Raw genomic sequence first — 17,333 nt, forward strand, 5'->3', positions numbered from 1 at the left:
CCCGATGTGACTTTGCTCGAAAGGGTGCTCAGTGGACTTCGCAAGCTCTAGTGGTGTGGCCGGTTCTCCTCCGGCTCGTGCGACCACGTCGGCGAAGATCGTGGTGGCGGGTGGTTTCGGGGTGGGGAAGACCACGTTCGTCGGTTCGGTGTCGGAGATCAATCCGTTGCGTACCGAGGCGGTGATGACGTCGGCGTCTGCGGGGATCGATGATCTGTCGCAGGTGTCGGGGAAGACCACGACGACGGTGGCGATGGACTTTGGTCGGATCACGCTGGATCAGGATTTGATCCTGTATCTGTTTGGGACGCCTGGTCAGGATCGTTTTTGGTTCATGTGGGACGATCTGGTGCGTGGTGCCATCGGTGCGGTGGTGTTGGTGGATACGCGGCGGTTGGCGGATTGTTTCCCGGCGGTGGATTACTTCGAGAACTCGGGGTTGCCGTTTGTGATCGCGTTGAACGGGTTCGATGGTCATCAGCCGTACTCGCCGGACGAGGTGCGTGAGGCGTTGCAGATCGGGCCGGAGACGCCGATCCTGACGACGGATGCGCGGCAGCGGTCGGAGTCGAAGTCCACGCTGATCACCCTTGTCGAGCACGCCCTCATGGCCAGGCTGCGCTAACCCGTTTTGGAGTGCGGTCCGCGATCGGGTAATGTTCTGTCCGTCGCCGGGAACGGCGGCCACCTGACCAGAGCCCCCGGGACGGGGGTTGTGTTTTGGTGGGGTATGGTGTAATTGGCAGCACGACGGATTCTGGTTCCGTTAGTCTAGGTTCGAGTCCTGGTACCCCAGCGCAACGAAGTTGCTGATGTGCTCGCCCCCGTTGTGTAGCGGCCTAGCACGCTGCCCTCTCAAGGCAGTAGCGCCGGTTCGAATCCGGTCGGGGGTACAGGTCCTCTCCATCGCGAGGAGGGGATCGTCCAAGGCCCCCGTTGTGTAGCGGCCTAGCACGCCGCCCTCTCAAGGCGGTAGCGCCGGTTCGAATCCGGTCGGGGGTACCGGTCAGGATCTCTGAGGGCCTCCCGCGGCGCGGGAGGCCCTTTCCCTTTGCCGTGCCGCCCCCGTGCCACTACCCGGACCTCGACGCGTCCGTCATCCCGTCCTGCGCAGCGCGTCCGTGAGCCGCGCGGCGGCGTCCACGACCGCCTGGGCGTGCATCCGCCCCGGGTGCCGGGTCAGCCGCTCGATCGGCCCGGAGACCGAGACGGCGGCCACCACGCGGTTCGACGGGCCGCGCACGGGCGCGGAGACGGACGCGACGCCCGGCTCCCGCTCCCCGACGGACTGGGCCCACGCCCGGCGCCGTACGCCCGACAGCGCCGTGGCCGTGAACCGGGCGCCCTGCAGCCCTCGGTGCAGCCGCTCGGGCTCCTCCCAGGCGAGCAGCACCTGGGCCGCCGAGCCCGCCTTCATGGGCAGCGTGGAGCCCACCGGGACGGTGTCACGCAGACCCGAGAGCCGCTCGGCCGCCGCCACGCAGATGCGCATGTCGCCCTGGCGGCGATAGAGCTGGGCGCTCTCGCCGGTGACGTCCCGCAGATGCGTGAGCACCGGCCCGGCCGCGGCCAGCAGCCGGTCCTCGCCCGCCGCCGCCGCCAGCTCGCCGAGCCGGGGGCCGAGGATGAACCTGCCCTGCATGTCCCGCGCCACCATGCGGTGGTGTTCCAGGGCCACCGCGAGCCGGTGGGCCGTGGGGCGGGCGAGACCGGTCGCGGAGACCAGCCCGGCGAGGGTGGCCGGACCGGACTCCAGCGCGCTCAGTACCACAGCCGCCTTGTCGAGTACGCCGACGCCGCTAGAGTTGTCCATGCAACGATACTCGCGTCTCACACTGTGAAACGCAAGTTCAAATATCCGGCGCACGCGTCACCCTGGAGGGACCGGTCCCCGTCCGGCGCGAGGGGAGCGGACGGTGCCGGCGGGCACCGGCACGACACACGGGCGTACGCACACACGCAGTTCGCGATCAACGACGATGGGAATGCGATGGGAAGGACACTCGCGGAGAAGGTCTGGGACGACCACGTCGTCAGGCGTGCGGAGGGCGAGCCCGATCTTCTCTTCATCGATCTCCACCTGCTGCACGAGGTCACCAGCCCGCAGGCCTTCGACGGCCTGCGCAAGGCGGGCCGTCCGGTGCGCAGGACCGACCTGACCATCGCCACCGAGGACCACAACACCCCCACCCTCGACATCGACAAGCCGATCGCCGACCCGGTCTCGCGTACGCAGCTGGAGACCCTGCGCAAGAACTGCGCCGACTTCGGCGTACGGCTGCACTCGCTCGGCGACGTCGAGCAGGGCGTCGTGCACGTCGTCGGCCCGCAGCTCGGGCTCACCCAGCCGGGCACCACCGTGGTCTGCGGCGACAGCCACACCTCCACGCACGGCGCGTTCGGCGCACTGGCGTTCGGCATCGGCACCAGCCAGGTCGAGCACGTGCTCGCCACCCAGACGCTGCCCATGGCCCCGTTCAAGACCATGGCCGTGACCGTCAACGGCGAGCTGCCCGACGGCGTCACCGCCAAGGACCTGATCCTCGCGATCATCGCCCGCATCGGCACCGGCGGCGGCCAGGGCTACGTCATCGAGTACCGCGGCGAGGCCGTCGAGAAGCTCTCGATGGAGGCGCGGATGACGATCTGCAACATGTCCATCGAGGCCGGCGCGCGCGCCGGGATGGTCGCGCCGGACGAGACGACGTTCGCGTACCTGAAGGGCCGCGCGCACGCCCCGGAGGGCTCCGGCTGGGACGCGGCCGTCGCGTACTGGCGGACGCTGCGCACCGACGACGACGCGGTCTTCGACCGGGAGGTCGTCATCGAGGCCGCCGAGCTGGCCCCGTTCGTCACCTGGGGCACCAACCCCGGGCAGGGCGCGCCGCTGTCGGAGCAGGTGCCCGACCCGGCGTCGTTCACCGACGCCAGCGAGCGGCTCGCGGCACAGAAGGCGCTGGAGTACATGGGCCTGACCGCGGGGCAGCCGCTGCGTGAGATCGCGGTCGACACCGTGTTCGTCGGCTCCTGCACCAACGGCCGGATCGAGGACCTGCGCTCCGCCGCCGGGGTGGTCAGCGGGCGGCACGTCGCCGACGGCGTACGGATGCTGGTGGTGCCCGGGTCCGTACGGGTCGCGCTGCAGGCCGTCGAGGAGGGGCTCGACAAGGTGTTCACGGCCGCCGGCGCCGAGTGGCGGCACGCTGGGTGCTCGATGTGCCTGGGCATGAACCCCGACCAGCTCGCCCCCGGCGAGCGCTCGGCGTCCACCTCCAACCGCAACTTCGAGGGCAGGCAGGGCAAGGGCGGCCGTACGCACCTGGTCTCCCCGCAGGTCGCCGCGGCCACCGCCGTGACCGGCCGGCTGTCCTCCCCGGCCGACCTGATCACCGCGGAGGTCTGATCCATGGAAGCCTTCACCACCCACACCGGGCGCGGCGTGCCGCTGCGCCGCGGCAACGTCGACACCGACCAGATCATCCCGGCCCACTGGCTGAAGAAGGTCACCCGGGACGGCTTCGAGGACGGCCTCTTCGAGGCGTGGCGCAAGGACCCGGAGTTCGTGCTGAACAGCGATGCGTACCGGGGCGCGAGCGTCCTGCTGGCCGGCCCGGACTTCGGCACCGGCTCGTCCCGCGAGCACGCCGTGTGGGCGCTGCAGAACTACGGCTTCAAGGCGGTCGTCTCGTCCCGCTTCGCCGACATCTTCCGCGGCAACTCGCTCAAGAACGGCCTGCTGACCGTGGTGCTGCCGCAGGCGGACGTCGAGCGGCTGTGGGAGCTGGTCGAGGCCGACGCGCAGACCGAGGTGACCGTCGACCTCGAAGGTCTGGAGGTACGCGCCGGCGGTACGCCCGGCGCGCCCGCGTTCACCGCGCCGTTCGAGCTGGACGAGAACGCCCGCTGGCGGCTGCTGAACGGTCTCGACGACATCAGCATCACCCTTCGGTACGAAGCCGACATCGCCGCCTTCGAGGCGGCCCGGCCGGTGTTCAAGCCGCAGACCGTACCGAGCTGACCGGCGGTTTTCCGCTGCGCACCCGCCCCGTGCCCGCCACCGACCGGTGGCGGGCACGGGGTTTTGCGTGTCGCCGCGTTGGCATGCCGCCGAGCGACAACTCACCGCAGATGACACAATCGGCGCATGGATCCCGACGGCCAACTCGCGCTCTACGAGGCCGTCGCCGCCGGGCTCAAGGAAGCCCACCGCAAGGTGCGGGAGGTGGCCGCCACGGACGCCGAACGGGCCGAGCTGACAAGGCGCCTGCTCGCCATCACGGGTGCCGCAAAGCACGATCTCGCCGGAGCCGCAAGGCGACTGGAGCGCCTGCGGCGGGAGCTGGACGCACGGTCGTAGCGGGAGTCCGTTGCGACACAAGGGTGATGAGAGACGTTTTGCCTTTGATTTGCGGTATATATCTGCCTAACGTGCGAAAAGGCTTGAACATTTCGTTCGGCAATCAATGCCTCCGAAGGGGAAGACGTGAACAAGGCACAGCTCGTTGAAGCTATTACCGACAAGATGGGTGGCCGGCAGCAGGCCGCCGACGCCGTGGACGCCGTCCTCGACGCGATCATTCGTGCGGTCGTCTCCGGCGAGCGCGTGTCGGTCACCGGCTTCGGGTCTTTCGAGAAGGTGGAGCGGCCCGCGCGCTACGCCCGCAACCCGCAGACCGGCGAGCGCGTCCGGGTCAAGAAGACCTCCGTGCCGCGCTTCCGTGCGGGCCAGGGCTTCAAGGACCTCGTCTCGGGTTCCAAGCGGCTGCCGAAGCACGACACGGCCGTGAAGAAGGCTCCGAAGGGCAGCCTGACCGGCGGCACCAAGACCACCGCCAAGGCCGCTGCCAAGAAGGCCGCCAAGAAGGGCGCGGCGAAGAAGACCACGGCGAAGAAGACGACCGCCAAGAAGGCGCCGGCGAAGAAGACCACCGCCAAGAAGGCGCCGGCGAAGAAGACCACGGCCAAGAAGACCACGGCCAAGAAGACCACGGCCAAGAAGTCCGCGGCGAAGAAGGCCACCGCCAAGAAGACGACCGCCAAGAAGTCGGCCAAGAAGGCGCCGGCGAAGAAGGGCACGGCCAAGAAGGCACCGGCCCGCAAGGCCGCCGGCCGCCGGACCACGGCCAAGAAGACCACTGCCAGGAAGCGGTGACGGATCCGGCGCAGGGTCCGCAAGCGGGGCCGGCTCCCCTCGGGGAGGCCGGCCCGCGGCATGTCCGGAGCCGGCCGGGCGCCGCCGCAGGGGACCGGGCGGTACGGGGCCCCGCCGTACGGGACGGCGCCTCGCTGGTCCGGACGGCGCCGGGGCGCAGTGCCCGTAGCGTCAGAGCGTCTGCAGCGTCACGAGGACGATCCTGCGCCCCTCGCCCTCGCCCTCCGTCTCGATCCGCACCCGCTGTCCCGGCCTGAGCAGCCGTAGCCCCCCCGCGGCGAACGCGACCCCGTCGAAGGGCAGCGGCGTGCCGTCGTCGAGGAGCACGCTGCCGCTGCGGGTCTGCGGGTCGTACGTGAACGCTGTGGCCTGCATGCGCGGCAGGCTACCGGCCCGCGCTCACCGGCACACGCCGTCCGCACCGGCGGCGCCCGCCACGGGTCCGCCGCACGCCGCCAGCCTGGCTAGCGCCGCCGCCGTGTGCGGCCCCACCCCCAGCGCCAGGGCCGCCCGCAGGTCCGCGCCCGTATCGACGTCCTGGCGTACGGAGTCCACCCCGGCGAACACGATCTCCCGCGCCCCGGACGCCAGGTGCCGCGCCCGCGACGCGACCCCGAACCCCGGCGCCAGCGCCACCCCCGCACCCGCCGCGAGCAGCGTCGTGCCCACGCCCGGGGCGTCGGCCAGGAACGCCCGCCCGCCGCCCGCCCCGGCCGCGCCCGCTGCCCCCGCGGCCCCGTCCAGCACCCGGGCCAGCTCCGCCGGGCGCAGCGCCGGCAGGTCCGCGTTCAGCGCCGCGACGGCGGCGCCGGGGCGCTCGGCCCGTACCCGCTGCTCCCCGTGCGCCAGCGCGGCGTTCAGGCCCGCCCGCGGGGCGTCCGGTACGACCCGCGCCCCCGCCGCCGTCAGCCGGCCCGCCGCCTCGGCGTCGTCCGTGACGACCGTCACGGAGCCCACCGCCGGGCAGTCGAGCGCCGCGCCCACCGTGTCGAGCGCGAACGCCAGGGCCAGCCGGCCCCGGCCCGGCTCGCCCGCCGCCGGGCCCAGCCGGGACTTCGCCAGCGCCAGCGGTTTCAGCGGCACTACGACATGCCAGAGCCGCCGGTCCGGCCGGCCGGGGACTTCCGTCTGCGCAGGTGCCATGTGTTTCGCCATCGTCGTTCCGCCCCATTGTCGCCTGCCCGTGCTCCGCCCCGCGGGGTGGGCCGGTCACATGGGCGTACGGTGTTCTCGACAGACGTGAGACCCGGGGCGAGACTGTTTCGGCCACGAAACGTGCACCGAGGAAATCCGGGAAGGTGAAAAGGACCGTGTCACGGCGGAAGATCGGCTTCTGGTACCGGCTGGTCGCGGCCATCTGCAAGCCGCCGCTGCGGGTGCTCGTCAAGCGGGACTGGCGTGGTGCGGAACACATACCGGCCGGCGGCGGATTCCTCACCGCCGTCAACCACAACTCCTATCTCGACCCGTTCTTCTATGCCCACTTCCAGTACAACACCGGCCGTGTGCCGCGGTTCCTGGCGAAGGACGGACTGTTCAAGAAGGGCATCGTCGGCACGGTGATGCGCGGCACCGGTCAGATTCCCGTCTACCGCGAGTCGACCGACGCCTCCAGCGCATTCCGGGCCGCGGTCAAAGCCGTCGAGGACGGCGAGTGCGTGGCGTTCTACCCCGAGGGGACGCTCACCCGCGACCCGCGGCTGTGGCCGATGAAGGGCAAGACCGGCGTCGCCCGGGTCGCGCTCGTCACCAGGGCGCCCGTCATCCCCGTCGCCCACTGGGGCGCCAACGAGGTGCTGCCGCCGTACAGCAGGCCCAGGCTCCTGCCGCGCAAGACCTTCCACTTGCTCGCCGGGCCGCCGGTGGACCTGTCGGAGTTCTACGGCAAGGAGCCCACCCCGCAGGTGCTCGCGGCGGCCACCGAGGTCATCATGGACGCCGTCACCCGCCTGCTGGAGGAGCTGCGCGGCGAACAGGCGCCCGCCGAGCGGTTCGACCCGAAGGCCGTACGCGCCGAACAGCGCCGCCGCTCCGCGGACCGTAAGGAGAACTCGTGACGCGCTGCGCCGTCTTCGGCACCGGCTCGTGGGGCACGGCCTTCTCGCTGGTGCTGGCCGACGCCGGCTGCCGGGTGACGATGTGGGGCCGCAGAGCCGCGCTCGTCGACACCCTCAACGCCACCCGCGAGAACCCCGACTACCTCCCGGGCGTGCGCCTGCCCGACGCCGTCACCGCGACCGCCGACCCCGCACAGGCCGCCCGGGACGCCGAGTTCACGATCCTCGCCGTACCGGCGCAGACGCTCCGCGGCAACCTGGAGCGCTGGGCGCCGCTGCTCGCCGACGGCACCGTGCTCGTCAGCCTGATGAAGGGCGTCGAGCTGGGCACCGCCAAGCGCATGAGCGAGGTCACCGAGGAGGTCGTCGTCAAGGGCGCCGCCAAGGACGCCGACGGCGCCGTACGGGCCGGCGGTGGCGACGGCGCCGACGGCGTGCGCGGCCGGGTCGCCGTGCTCACCGGACCCAACCTGGCCCGCGAGATCGCCGCCCGGCAGCCCGCCGCCGCGGTGGTCGCCTGCGCCGACGAGGCGGTCGCCCGGCGGCTGCAGACCGCCTGCCACACCCCGTACTTCCGCCCGTACACCAACACCGACGTCGTCGGCTGCGAACTCGGCGGCGCCGTCAAGAACGTCATCGGGCTGGCCGTCGGCATCGCCGACGGCATGGGCCTCGGCGACAACGCCAAGGCGTCGCTCATCACCCGCGGCCTCGCCGAGACCGCCCGCCTCGGCGGCGTGCTCGGCGCCGACCCGCGCACCTTCGCGGGCCTCGCCGGCATGGGCGACCTCGTGGCCACCTGCTCCTCGCCGCTGTCCCGCAACCACACCTTCGGCACCAACCTCGGCCGCGGCATGACCCTCGCCGAGACCATCGCCGCCACCAAGCAGACCGCCGAGGGCGTCAAGTCCTGTGAGTCCGTGCTCGATCTGGCCCGCAGGCACGCGGTCGACATGCCGATCACCGAGACCGTGGTGAGCATCGTGCACGACGGGAAGCCGCCGCTCGTGGCGCTGAAGGAGCTGATGTCGCGCAGCGCCAAGGCGGAGGGAAACTGACGTTCCCGGGTGCGTCTACCCAGACCGTTTCCGCCCCCCGGGCGGCCCGCCGTGCACGAGGGGAAGCCGCCGCTCGTGGCGCTGAAGGAGCTGATGTCGCGCAGCGCCAAGGCGGAGTCACACTGACGTTCCCGGGTGCAGCGGGTAGGGTGCGAGCGATGAGCAGCGAGCACTCCTACGAAAACCAGGGCCGCAAGCCGCGCGTCGCCGTCGTTTTCGGCGGGCGCAGTTCCGAGCACGGCATCTCCGTGGTCACCGCGGGTGCCGTGATGCGAGCCATCGACCGCGAGAAGTACGAGGTACTGCCCATCGGCATCACCGCGGACGGCCGCTGGGCGCTCACCGCGGACGACCCCGAGCGGATGGCCATCGCCGACCGCCGGGTGCCGCGCGTGGAGGAGCTGGTCGACGCGGAGGCGGAGGAGGGCGCCGTCGTGCTCTCCGCCGACCCGGGCAGCCGCGAGGTCGTCTACACCGAGCCGGGGCAGGTGCCCAAGGCGCTCGGCGAGGTCGACGTCGTCTTCCCGATGCTGCACGGCGCGTACGGCGAGGACGGCACGCTGCAGGGCATGCTCGACCTGGCCGGCGTGCCCTACGTGGGCTCCGGGGTGCTGGCGTCCGCGGTCGGCATGGACAAGGAGTACATGAAGCGGGTCTTCGTCTCGTACGGGCTGCCGGTCGGCCCGTACACCGTGGTCCGGCCGCGCGAGTGGGAGCAGGGCGCCCCGGGCCGGGAGGGGGCGGCGGCACGCAAGAAGATCGTGGACTTCGCCGCCGACCACGGCTGGCCGGTGTTCGTGAAGCCGGCGCGGGCGGGGTCGTCCATCGGCATCACCAAGGTCACCGAACTCGGCGCGCTGGAGGAAGCGATCGCCGAGGCGCGCCGGCACGACCCGAAGATCCTCGTGGAGGCGGCGGTCAGCGGGCGCGAGATCGAATGCGGCGTGCTGGAGTTCGAGGACGGGCCGCGGGCCAGTGTGCCCGCCGAGATCCCGCCGACCACCAGCCACGACTTCTATGACTTCGAAGCCAAGTACATCGACTCCGCCGACGGCATCGTGCCGGCGCCGCTCACCGCGGAGGAGACCGCCGAGGTGCAACGGCTCGCGGTCGCGGCCTTCGAGGCGTGCTCCTGCGAGGGGCTGGTGCGGGCGGACTTCTTCCGCACCGACGACGGCCGGTTCGTGATCAACGAGATCAACACGATGCCCGGCTTCACGCCCATCTCGATGTACCCGCGGATGTGGCAGGAGAGCGGCGTGAGCTATCCGGAGCTGGTCGACCGGCTCATCCAGGCGGCGCTGCGCCGCTCGACGGGGCTGCGCTAGCGGTCCACGGGCCGGCCCCGTTTTCGTACCGCCGCTTCCGTACGCCGCCGTTTCGTACCGCCGCTTGGTGTGCCGCCGCCGAGGGCGTCAGAGCGTGCCCGGGACGGACGTGTCGACCGCTTCCGCCAGGTCCGTCAGCGCGTTCACCTCCGGCGCGTACGCGTCCGGCACCGTGACCTCCACGAACGCCCGGCGCTGCGTGGTCGTGAAGCGGACGCCGCCGTCGAGCTCCTCGTACAGCCAGTCCACCCCGTTGACCGTCACCCCCTCGGTGCCGGGGTTGTAGTGTTCACTCCCGGGCGTGAGCACCTCCGGCCGGGGCACGCCGCAGCGCAGCTCGACGGCCGGGTCACCCCACCCGGCGGTCAGCCGCGAGACCGGATCGGTCCCGCGACGCTCCTGGCCGTCGACGGTGCCGGGCATCCGTTCGGCGAGCTTGCGGCAGTGGTCCACGGCCTTCCCCTGCGGGGTCGGCACGGCCACCTGCGGCGCGCCGCCGTCGCCCCCGGAACAGGCGAGCGGGGCGGCGAGCAGCAGGAGCGCGGCGGGCAGGCGGAGAGCGGAGCGGTATGGCCGGGTGGGGCGGAAGTGCAGGATGGTGCGGTCGGGCCGGACGGGCCGGGGCGGTGTGCTCAGCGTGGTCACGCGCCGAGCATACGGGGGGCTCAGAGATGAACGACCGGGCAGGTCAGTGTGCGGGTGATACCCGACACCTGCTGGACTCTGGCGACCACGAGACGGCCGAGTTCGTCGACGGTGTCCGCCTGGGCGCGCACGATCACGTCGTACGGCCCGGTGACGTCCTCGGCCTGGATCACTCCGGGGATCTTGGCGATGACTTCGGCCACGGCCGAGGCCTTGCCGACCTCGGTCTGGATCAGGATGTAAGCCTGTACCACGGAACCTCCAGGGGCGGCTTCGAGGATCATGTGGGGAGAGACGCAACCGTATCGCGTAGTCCGGCCGGCGCGGGAGAGTCGGGAGCGGCCACGACGGGCGAGACCGCGGGCGCCGGGTTGACGGAAGGAGCGATCCGATGAAGGGCCACGGGCAGGGCACCGTGGGGGAGCTGGGTGAGTTCGGGCTCATCCGGGAGCTGACCTCCCGGCTGACCACGACGCCGGCGGTGCGGGTCGGGCCCGGCGACGACGCGGCGGTGCTCAGCGCCCCCGACCGCCGGGTGGTGGCCAGCACGGACGTGCTGATCGAGGGGCGGCACTTCCGCCGCGACTGGTCCACGGCGTACGACGTGGGCCGCAAGTCCGCCGCGCAGAACCTCGCCGACATCGCCGCCATGGGCGCCGTCCCCACCGCCCTCCTCCTCGGCCTCGTCGTCCCCGCCGACCTGCTCGTCACCTGGCCCGCGGAGATGATGGACGGCCTGCGCGACGAGTGCCAGGTCGCCGGCGCCGCCGTCGTCGGCGGCGACGTCGTACGTGGCGACGCCATCACCCTCGCCATCACCGCGCTCGGCGACATGCAGGGCCACGAGCCGGTCACCCGCGCCGGCGCCCGGCCCGGCGACGTGGTGGCGGTGACGGGCTGGCTCGGCTGGTCCGCGGCCGGTCACGCCGTCCTGGCCCGCGGCTTCCGCTCGCCCCGCGCCTTCGTCGAGGCCCACCGCCGCCCGGAGCCGCCGTACCAGGCGGGCCCGGCCGCCGCGGGGCTCGGCGCGACGTCGATGACGGACGTCAGCGACGGACTGCTGGCCGACCTCGGGCACGTCGCGGCGGCGGGGAAGGTCCGTATCGACGTCCGCACCGCCGCCCTCGACGTGCCCGGGCAGATGGCGGACATCGGCAAGGCGGTGGGCGTGGACCCGCTGCGGTGGGTGCTCACGGGCGGTGAGGACCACGCGATCGTGGCGACGTTCCCGCCGCAGGTGAAGCTGCCGGCGCGGTGGCGGGTCGTGGGCGAGGTGCAGGCGCCGTCGGCGGCGGCGCAGGTGACCGTGGACGGCGAGCCGTGGCGGGGCGCGGCGGGCTGGGACCACTTCGGTGGGTGAGCCGGCGGGGTCCGGGCAGGCGCCGCCGCGGGTGCTGACGGTCGCCGGCTCCGACTCCGGCGGCGGCGCGGGCATCCAGGCCGACCTGAAGACGATGCTGGCGCTCGGGGTGCACGGTATGAGCGTCGTCACGGCCGTGACCGCGCAGAACTCCCGCGGGGTGCAGGGCAGCTGGGAGCTGCCGGTGGCGGCGGTGCGCGGGCAGTTCCGCAGCGTCGTCGACGACATCGGGGTGCAGGCCGTGAAGACCGGCATGCTGGCCGGTGCCGAGACCGTGGCGGCGGTCGCGGAGCTGCTGGCCGGGACGGCCGCGCCGGTCGTCGTCGACCCGGTGGGCGCCTCTTCCCACGGCGACCGGCTGCTGGCGGCCGAGGCGCTGGACGTGGTGCGGACGCGGCTGCTGCCGGCCGCGGCGGTGGTGACTCCGAACCTGGCCGAGGCGGCGTGGCTGACCGGGATCCCGGTGGCGGGCGAGGCGGACATGCCGCGGGCGGCGGCGGCGCTGCTGGCGTACGGGCCGCGGTGGGTACTGGTGAAGGGGGGCCACCTGCCGGCGGCCGGCGCCGCCGTCGACCTGCTGACCGACGGCACCCGGGAGCACTGGCTGCGCGCGCCCCGGCTCCCCGTCCGGCACACCCACGGCACGGGCTGCACGCTGGCGAGCGCCGTCGCGGCGTATCTGGCGCGGGGGCGGGCGGTGCCGGAGGCGGTGGCGGCGGCGAAGGAGTACGTCACGGGGGCGATCGCGGGCGGGTTCCCGCTGGGGGCGGGGACCGGGCCGGTGGACCACGGGTGGCGGTGGCGGGCGGACGCGGGGGAGGAGGCCCGTAGGGCCTGAGCCTCCGTGCCGTAGGGAACTGCCGCCCGAACTTCCCGCTCTGGACGCTGCGCTGGGAACCGCCCGCCCTGAACTGGCGGGCCTGCGAACGCGAGAGAGCCGGCCCACCCTCCGGTGGACCGGCTCGCTGTGCGTGCCGGGGCGGCCGCGCTACGTCAGCGCGAGACCTTGCCCGCCTTGATGCACGAGGTGCAGGCGTTGAGGCGCTTCGGCGTTCCCCCGACGACGGCGCGCACCCGCTGGATGTTGGGGTTCCAGCGGCGGCGGGTGCGGCGGTGCGAGTGGGAGATGCTGTTGCCGAAGCCCGGCCCCTTGCCGCAGACGTCGCAGTTGGCAGCCACGGGTTACTCCAAGCTTCTGATGCACGTACGGTCGGATCCCGGCAGCGCGCCCTTCTCCTCGGAAGGAGCAGGTCGGCTGTGCCGGGGAAGGAAGGCCCGGTACGGGACCGGGCAACCTGAGCAGCATACTACGGCGCTTCCCGGCGGAGGAAATCGCCGGTCCAGCGGCTACGCTGCGGCTACACCGTACTCGGCCCTGCCGTCGTCCGTTCCGAGGGGGTTCCGCAGGTGCTCGACGCCGCTGCCGTGCGGGCCTGGTGCGCCCTGGCCCTGGAGGCGCTGGGCCGCGGCCGGGAGGAGATCGACGCCGTCAACGTCTTCCCGGTCGCCGACGGCGACACGGGGACGAACCTGTATCTGACGGTGGAGTCGGCGGCGCAGGCGGTGGACGCGGTCTACGGGGCGTTCGCGGGGGAGGGCGGGGGCGACGGCGCGGGCGACGGCGGCGACGCGGAGCCGGCGGTGGCGGACGTGCTGCGGGCGATGGCGCACGGCGCGCTGATCGGTGCGCGCGGCAACTCGGGGACGATCTTGGCGGAGCTGCTGCGCGGGCTGACGGGCGCGGTGGTGGACGCCGGTGCTGGGGCTGGTGCTGGTGCTGGTGCCGGGGACGGTGCCGGGCGGCTGCTGGCCGGAGCGCTGCGGCGCGGCGCGGACGCCGCGCGGGCGGCGGTGGAGCACCCGGTCGAGGGCACGATGCTGACGGTCGCCGACGGGGCCGCCGACGCCGCCGCCGTGGCGGCGGAGCGGCCGGCCGCGGACGGTCCGGCGCCGGTGGCGCGGGTGGCGCGCGGCGCGTACGACGGCGCCCGGTCGGCGCTGGCCGCGACGACCGGGCAGCTGGACGTGCTGCGCCGGGCGGGCGTCGTGGACGCCGGCGGGCTGGGTCTGGTGGCGGTGCTGGGCACGCTCGCCGACGCCCTGAGCGGCGCCGCCCGACCCACGGAGCCGGCCCTCTCCGGCCAGGCGGGCAGCGGCACGGGGAGCCGCGGGGCCGCCGCCCGGCACGACGACGAGGCCTGTGCGGTGCCCGGGGCGGCCGTGGCGGCCGGGGACGGGCCCGCGTTCGAGGTGATCTACCTGCTGGAGGCCGGCGACGACGCCGTCGCCCGGCTCCGGCCGCGGCTCGACGCGCTCGGCGACTCACTCGTCGTCGTCGGCGGCGACGGGCTGTGGCGGGTGCACGTGCACGTCGACGACGCCGGCGCCGCCGTCGAGGCCGGCGTCGAGGCCGGCCGCCCGTACCGCATCCGGATCACCCACCTCCGGACCGACGCATCCGCCGACGCCCCCCGGCCCGGCACCCCCGCCCGCGGCGCCGGCGAGCGCGCGGGCCGGGCGGTCGTCGCCGTCGTGCCGGGCGACGGGCTGGCGGCGCTGTGTGCGGAAGCGGGTGCGGGGGTCGTGACCGTACGGGAGGGGGAGCCGCCCGCGAGCGGGGAGCTGGCGGAGGCGATGCGCCGTACCGGTGCGCGGGAGGTCGTCCTGCTCCCGAACGACGCGGAGTTGCGGCACACCGCCGCGGTGGCCGTGGCGGAGGCGCGGGCGTCCGGCGTACGGGCGGCCCTCATCCCCACGCGCGCGGCGGTGCAGGGGCTGGCGGCGCTGGCCGTGCACGACCCGGGGCGCCGGTTCGACGAGGACGTGGTCTCCATGACGGCGGCGGCCGGGGCGACGCGGCACGCGGAGTTGGCGGTCGCGGAGCAGGAGGCGTGGACGACGGTGGGGATCTGCCGCCCGGGCGACGTGCTCGGGGTGGTGGAGGGCGACGTGGCGGTGGTCGGCGGCGACCTCGCGGAGACCGCGGCGGCGGTGCTGGACCGGATGCTGGCGGGCGGCGGCGAGTTGGTCACGCTGGTGCTGGGTCCGGACCTGCCGCCGGGCTTCGGCGGGCGGTTGGAGGCGCATGTGCGCGGGGGGCATCTGGCGGTCGACACGGTGGTGTACGACGGGGGGAGCCAGTCGGCGCCGCTGCTGATCGGGGTGGAGTAGCGGGGGCGCGACGCCGGTTCGCCGGTGGCGGAGCCCGCAGCCGCGGCCCGGGCGGCTCCGGTTACCAGGGGTTCCCGCGCTCTGTCGGCCCGATGGTGTGCAATGGACGCGTGTCCGTGCTGGAAGAGCCCCTGAAGAAGTCCGTCGGCGACCGGACCGCCAAAGCGATGGCGGAGCACCTCGGGCTGCGCACCGTCGGCGACCTGCTGCACCACTATCCGCGGCGGTACGCCGAGCGCGGCGAGCTGACCCGGCTGGCCGACCTGGAGGTCGACGAGCACGTCACCGTCGTCGCGCAGGTGGAGAAGGCCGGCATGCTCGGTACGGGCCGGGGGCGCCGCCTCGAAGCGGTCATCACCGACGGCAGCGGCCGGCTGACGCTCGTCTTCTTCGGACGCGGCGCGTACCACCCGCAGAAGGAGCTGCTGCCCGGCCGCCGCGCCCTCTTCGCCGGCAAGGTGACCGTCTTCAACCGCAAGCGGCAGCTCGCCCACCCCGACTACAAACCCCTGGCGGGCCGGTCCGGTGACGGCGAGGACGCCGCGGCCGACGAGTGGGCGAACAAGCTCCTGCCGCTGTACCCGGCGTGCCGGCAGCTCGCCTCCTGGCAGCTGCAGCAGGCCGTCGACACCGTGCTGGACGGCCTTGAGGCCACCGGCTGGGAGGGCGTCGCCGACCCGCTGCCCGCCGCGCTGCGCGCCGAGCGCGGGCTCGTACCGCTGCGCGAGGCGGTGGTGAAGGTGCACCGGCCGCGGACCAGGGCCGACCTGTGGGCGGCGCGGGAGCGGCTGAAGTGGGACGAGGCGTTCGTCCTCCAGGTCGCGCTGGCCCGGCGGCGGCACGCGGACGGGCAGCTGCCCGCCGTGCCGCGGGTGGCGCCCGCCGAGGGGCTGCTCGCGGACTTCGACGCCCGGCTGCCGTTCACCCTCACCGAGGGGCAACGGGCGGTCTCCGCCGACGTCTTCGCCGATCTGGCCACCGACCACCCCATGCACCGGCTGCTGCAGGGCGAGGTGGGCTCCGGCAAGACGCTCGTGGCGCTGCGCGCGATGCTCGCCGTCGTGGACGCGGGCGGGCAGGCGGCGCTGCTCGCCCCGACCGAGGTGCTGGCGCAGCAGCACCACCGGTCGATCACCGGGATGATGGGCGAGCTGGCCGAGGCCGGTCTCCTCGGCGGCGCCGAGCACGGTACGAAGGTCGTGCTGCTCACCGGCTCCGCGGGCGCGGCGGCGCGCCGCAGGACGCTGCTCGACCTGGCCACCGGCGAGGCCGGGATCGTCGTCGGGACGCATGCGCTGATCGAGGACCAGGTGCAGTTCCACGACCTGGGGCTGGTCGTCGTCGACGAGCAGCACCGCTTCGGCGTCGAGCAGCGCGACGCGCTGCGCGCGAAGGGCAACCGCGGGGACACCAAGCGCACCCCGCACCTGCTGGTCATGACCGCCACGCCCATCCCGCGCACGGTCGCGATGACGGTCTTCGGCGACCTGGAGACCTCCGTGCTCGACCAGCTCCCGGCCGGGCGCTCGCCGATCGCCAGCCACGTCGTGCCGGCCGCCGACAAGCCGCACTTCCTCTCCCGAGCCTGGGAGCGGGTGCGCGAGGAGGTCGAGGGCGGCCACCAGGCGTACGTCGTGTGCCCGCGCATCGGCGACTCCGCGGAGGAGACGGAGGCCGAGGGCGGGAAGGCGGCGGGCGGCAAGGGCGAGAAGGGGGCGAGGGGCGCGAAGCAGGCGCCGTCGCCGGAGGACGAGGCGGAGAAGAGGCCGCCGCTGGCGGTGCTGGACATCGCCGCGCAGCTCTCCGCCGCGTCCGGGGCGCCGCTGGCGGGGCTGAAGGTCGAGGTGCTGCACGGGCGGCTGCAGCCGGACGCCAAGGACGACGTGATGCGCCGCTTCGCCGCCGGCGAGGTGGACGTGCTGGTCGCCACGACCGTCATCGAGGTCGGCGTCGACGTCCCCAACGCCACCGTCATGGTCATCATGGACGCCGACCGCTTCGGCGTCTCCCAGCTCCACCAGCTGCGCGGCCGGGTCGGCCGCGGGTCGGCCGCGGGGCTGTGCCTGCTGGTCACCGAGATGCCGGAGGGCACCCCGGCCAGGATCCGGCTGGACGCGGTGGCCGCCACGCAGGACGGCTTCCGGCTCTCCCGTATCGACCTGGAGCAGCGCCGCGAGGGCGACGTGCTGGGGCAGGCGCAGTCCGGCGCCCGCTCCAGCCTGAAGATGCTGGCGGTCATCGACGACGAGGACGTGATCGCCGAGGCCCGGGACGCCGCGGCGGCGATCGTGGCGGAGGACCCGGAGCTGGCCGCGTACCCGGAGCTGCGCGGCGCGCTGGCGAGCCTGCTGGACGACGAGCGGGAGCAGTTCCTCGACAAGGGCTGAGCCAGGGCTGCGGCGAGGCTGCGGCGAGGGCTCAGCCAGGGCTGCGGCAAGGCTGCGGCAAGGCTGGGGCAAGGGCCGCGGCACAGGCTGCGGCAAGGCGCCGGGGCGCGCACCGGGGAAGGGGCCGCGGCGCAGGCCGTGACGGCCCCGGCACCCGCCCGTCACCGGGCGGCAC

18 protein-coding genes and 3 tRNA genes are annotated in these 17,333 nt (G+C 73.6%); 15 read left to right on the forward strand and 6 right to left on the reverse strand.

Translation table 11 applies throughout. The features are described 5' to 3' along the window. Window positions 1-31: 31 nt before the first annotated feature. From T328_RS26235 to T328_RS26250, 4 genes are all read left to right on the forward strand, one after another. Window positions 32-625, forward strand: coding sequence for a GTP-binding protein (locus T328_RS26235; RefSeq protein WP_078627698.1), 594 nt, complete (start codon window positions 32-34; stop codon window positions 623-625). Between the two features lie 99 nt (window positions 626-724). After that, window positions 725-796, forward strand: a tRNA-Gln gene (locus T328_RS26240). A 24-nt stretch (window positions 797-820) separates the two neighbouring features. Next, window positions 821-893 (forward strand) — tRNA-Glu (locus T328_RS26245). A gap of 36 nt (window positions 894-929) precedes the next feature. After that, a tRNA-Glu gene (locus tag T328_RS26250) sits at window positions 930-1,002 on the forward strand. 94 nt (window positions 1,003-1,096) lie between these two features. Here the strand turns inward: T328_RS26250 and T328_RS26255 are convergent. Next, window positions 1,097-1,813 (reverse strand): IclR family transcriptional regulator, encoded by a 717-nt coding sequence (locus tag T328_RS26255; protein ID WP_281621774.1) that lies wholly within the window; start codon window positions 1,811-1,813, stop codon window positions 1,097-1,099. A gap of 177 nt (window positions 1,814-1,990) precedes the next feature. On the opposite strand from T328_RS26255, the gene leuC reads away from it, so the two are divergent. The 4 genes from leuC to T328_RS26275 all read left to right on the forward strand — a co-directional run bounded on the left by leuC (window position 1,991) and on the right by T328_RS26275 (window position 5,152). Then, the gene (gene leuC, locus T328_RS26260; RefSeq protein WP_496498650.1) at window positions 1,991-3,403 is read left to right on the forward strand and encodes a 3-isopropylmalate dehydratase large subunit; all 1,413 of its coding nucleotides are present in this window, start codon (window positions 1,991-1,993) and stop codon (window positions 3,401-3,403) included. A gap of 3 nt (window positions 3,404-3,406) precedes the next feature. Continuing rightward, window positions 3,407-4,018 (forward strand): 3-isopropylmalate dehydratase small subunit, encoded by a 612-nt coding sequence (leuD, locus tag T328_RS26265; protein ID WP_496498651.1) that lies wholly within the window; start codon window positions 3,407-3,409, stop codon window positions 4,016-4,018. 126 nt (window positions 4,019-4,144) lie between these two features. After that, window positions 4,145-4,357 carry an SCO5555 family protein gene (locus T328_RS26270; protein WP_496498652.1) on the forward strand — a complete coding sequence of 71 codons (213 nt, stop codon included), beginning with the start codon at window positions 4,145-4,147 and terminating at the stop codon, window positions 4,355-4,357. A gap of 126 nt (window positions 4,358-4,483) precedes the next feature. Next, complete coding sequence (locus tag T328_RS26275; RefSeq protein ID WP_496498653.1) at window positions 4,484-5,152, forward strand: HU family DNA-binding protein; 669 nt, start codon at window positions 4,484-4,486, stop codon at window positions 5,150-5,152. Between the two features lie 171 nt (window positions 5,153-5,323). Here the strand turns inward: T328_RS26275 and T328_RS26280 are convergent, their stop codons facing one another. Together T328_RS26280 and cofC are read right to left on the reverse strand one after the other, a co-directional pair. Further along, a complete protein-coding gene (locus T328_RS26280; RefSeq protein WP_496498654.1) occupies window positions 5,324-5,527 on the reverse strand; it encodes a hypothetical protein in 204 nt (67 codons plus the stop codon). Window positions 5,528-5,551: 24 nt separating this feature from the next. Continuing rightward, window positions 5,552-6,307, reverse strand: a complete 756-nt coding sequence (cofC, locus tag T328_RS26285) for a 2-phospho-L-lactate guanylyltransferase (protein ID WP_496498655.1) — start codon at window positions 6,305-6,307, stop codon at window positions 5,552-5,554. A 155-nt stretch (window positions 6,308-6,462) separates the two neighbouring features. On the opposite strand from cofC, the gene T328_RS26290 reads away from it, so the two are divergent. The 3 genes from T328_RS26290 to T328_RS26300 all read left to right on the forward strand — a co-directional run bounded on the left by T328_RS26290 (window position 6,463) and on the right by T328_RS26300 (window position 9,595). After that, entirely contained in the window at window positions 6,463-7,209 is a 747-nt protein-coding gene (locus T328_RS26290) for a lysophospholipid acyltransferase family protein (RefSeq protein ID WP_496498656.1), read from the forward strand. Beyond that, window positions 7,206-8,267, forward strand: a complete 1,062-nt coding sequence (locus T328_RS26295) for an NAD(P)H-dependent glycerol-3-phosphate dehydrogenase (protein ID WP_496498657.1) — start codon at window positions 7,206-7,208, stop codon at window positions 8,265-8,267. The genes T328_RS26290 and T328_RS26295 overlap by 4 nt, the downstream gene beginning before the upstream one ends. A gap of 158 nt (window positions 8,268-8,425) precedes the next feature. Further along, entirely contained in the window at window positions 8,426-9,595 is a 1,170-nt protein-coding gene (locus T328_RS26300) for a D-alanine--D-alanine ligase family protein (protein ID WP_496498658.1), read from the forward strand. Between the two features lie 87 nt (window positions 9,596-9,682). On the opposite strand, the gene T328_RS26305 is transcribed toward T328_RS26300, so the two are convergent. Together T328_RS26305 and T328_RS26310 are read right to left on the reverse strand one after the other, a co-directional pair. After that, window positions 9,683-10,240, reverse strand: a complete 558-nt coding sequence (locus T328_RS26305; RefSeq protein WP_496498659.1) for a DUF3515 domain-containing protein — start codon at window positions 10,238-10,240, stop codon at window positions 9,683-9,685. Between the two features lie 20 nt (window positions 10,241-10,260). Next, complete coding sequence (locus T328_RS26310) at window positions 10,261-10,494, reverse strand: Lrp/AsnC family transcriptional regulator (RefSeq protein WP_018839656.1); 234 nt, start codon at window positions 10,492-10,494, stop codon at window positions 10,261-10,263. Window positions 10,495-10,631: 137 nt separating this feature from the next. On the opposite strand from T328_RS26310, the gene T328_RS26315 reads away from it, so the two are divergent. After that, a complete protein-coding gene (locus T328_RS26315; protein WP_496498660.1) occupies window positions 10,632-11,600 on the forward strand; it encodes a thiamine-phosphate kinase in 969 nt (322 codons plus the stop codon). Next, window positions 11,593-12,438, forward strand: coding sequence for a bifunctional hydroxymethylpyrimidine kinase/phosphomethylpyrimidine kinase (gene thiD / locus T328_RS26320; protein ID WP_496498661.1), 846 nt, complete (start codon window positions 11,593-11,595; stop codon window positions 12,436-12,438). Before T328_RS26315 ends, thiD begins: the two co-directional genes overlap by 8 nt. Window positions 12,439-12,593: 155 nt before the next feature. On the opposite strand, the gene rpmB is transcribed toward thiD, so the two are convergent. Beyond that, a complete protein-coding gene (rpmB, locus tag T328_RS26325; RefSeq protein ID WP_180929172.1) occupies window positions 12,594-12,779 on the reverse strand; it encodes a 50S ribosomal protein L28 in 186 nt (61 codons plus the stop codon). A 228-nt stretch (window positions 12,780-13,007) separates the two neighbouring features. On the opposite strand from rpmB, the gene T328_RS26330 reads away from it, so the two are divergent. Both T328_RS26330 and recG read left to right on the forward strand, forming a co-directional pair. Continuing rightward, window positions 13,008-14,771, forward strand: coding sequence for a DAK2 domain-containing protein (locus T328_RS26330; protein ID WP_496498662.1), 1,764 nt, complete (start codon window positions 13,008-13,010; stop codon window positions 14,769-14,771). A 110-nt stretch (window positions 14,772-14,881) separates the two neighbouring features. Further along, window positions 14,882-17,158, forward strand: coding sequence for an ATP-dependent DNA helicase RecG (gene recG / locus T328_RS26335; protein WP_496498663.1), 2,277 nt, complete (start codon window positions 14,882-14,884; stop codon window positions 17,156-17,158). Window positions 17,159-17,333 lie beyond the last annotated feature (175 nt).

The sequence above is a fragment of the Streptomyces sp. CNX435 genome, from assembly GCF_059570575.1.

Bases quoted from the DNA above. Each gene is read 5' to 3' on its own strand.
- T328_RS26280 (WP_496498654.1), bottom strand. From the start codon at position 5,527: ATGCAGGCCACAGCGTTCACGTACGACCCGCAGACCCGCAGCGGCAGC.
- T328_RS26300 (WP_496498658.1), top strand. From the start codon at position 8,426: ATGAGCAGCGAGCACTCCTACGAAAACCAGGGCCGCAAGCCGCGCGTC.
- cofC (WP_496498655.1), bottom strand. From the start codon at position 6,307: ATGGCGAAACACATGGCACCTGCGCAGACGGAAGTCCCCGGCCGGCCG.
- leuC (WP_496498650.1), top strand. From the start codon at position 1,991: ATGGGAAGGACACTCGCGGAGAAGGTCTGGGACGACCACGTCGTCAGG.
- T328_RS26255 (WP_281621774.1), bottom strand. From the start codon at position 1,813: ATGGACAACTCTAGCGGCGTCGGCGTACTCGACAAGGCGGCTGTGGTA.
- leuD (WP_496498651.1), top strand. From the start codon at position 3,407: ATGGAAGCCTTCACCACCCACACCGGGCGCGGCGTGCCGCTGCGCCGC.
- T328_RS26270 (WP_496498652.1), top strand. From the start codon at position 4,145: ATGGATCCCGACGGCCAACTCGCGCTCTACGAGGCCGTCGCCGCCGGG.
- T328_RS26315 (WP_496498660.1), top strand. From the start codon at position 10,632: ATGAAGGGCCACGGGCAGGGCACCGTGGGGGAGCTGGGTGAGTTCGGG.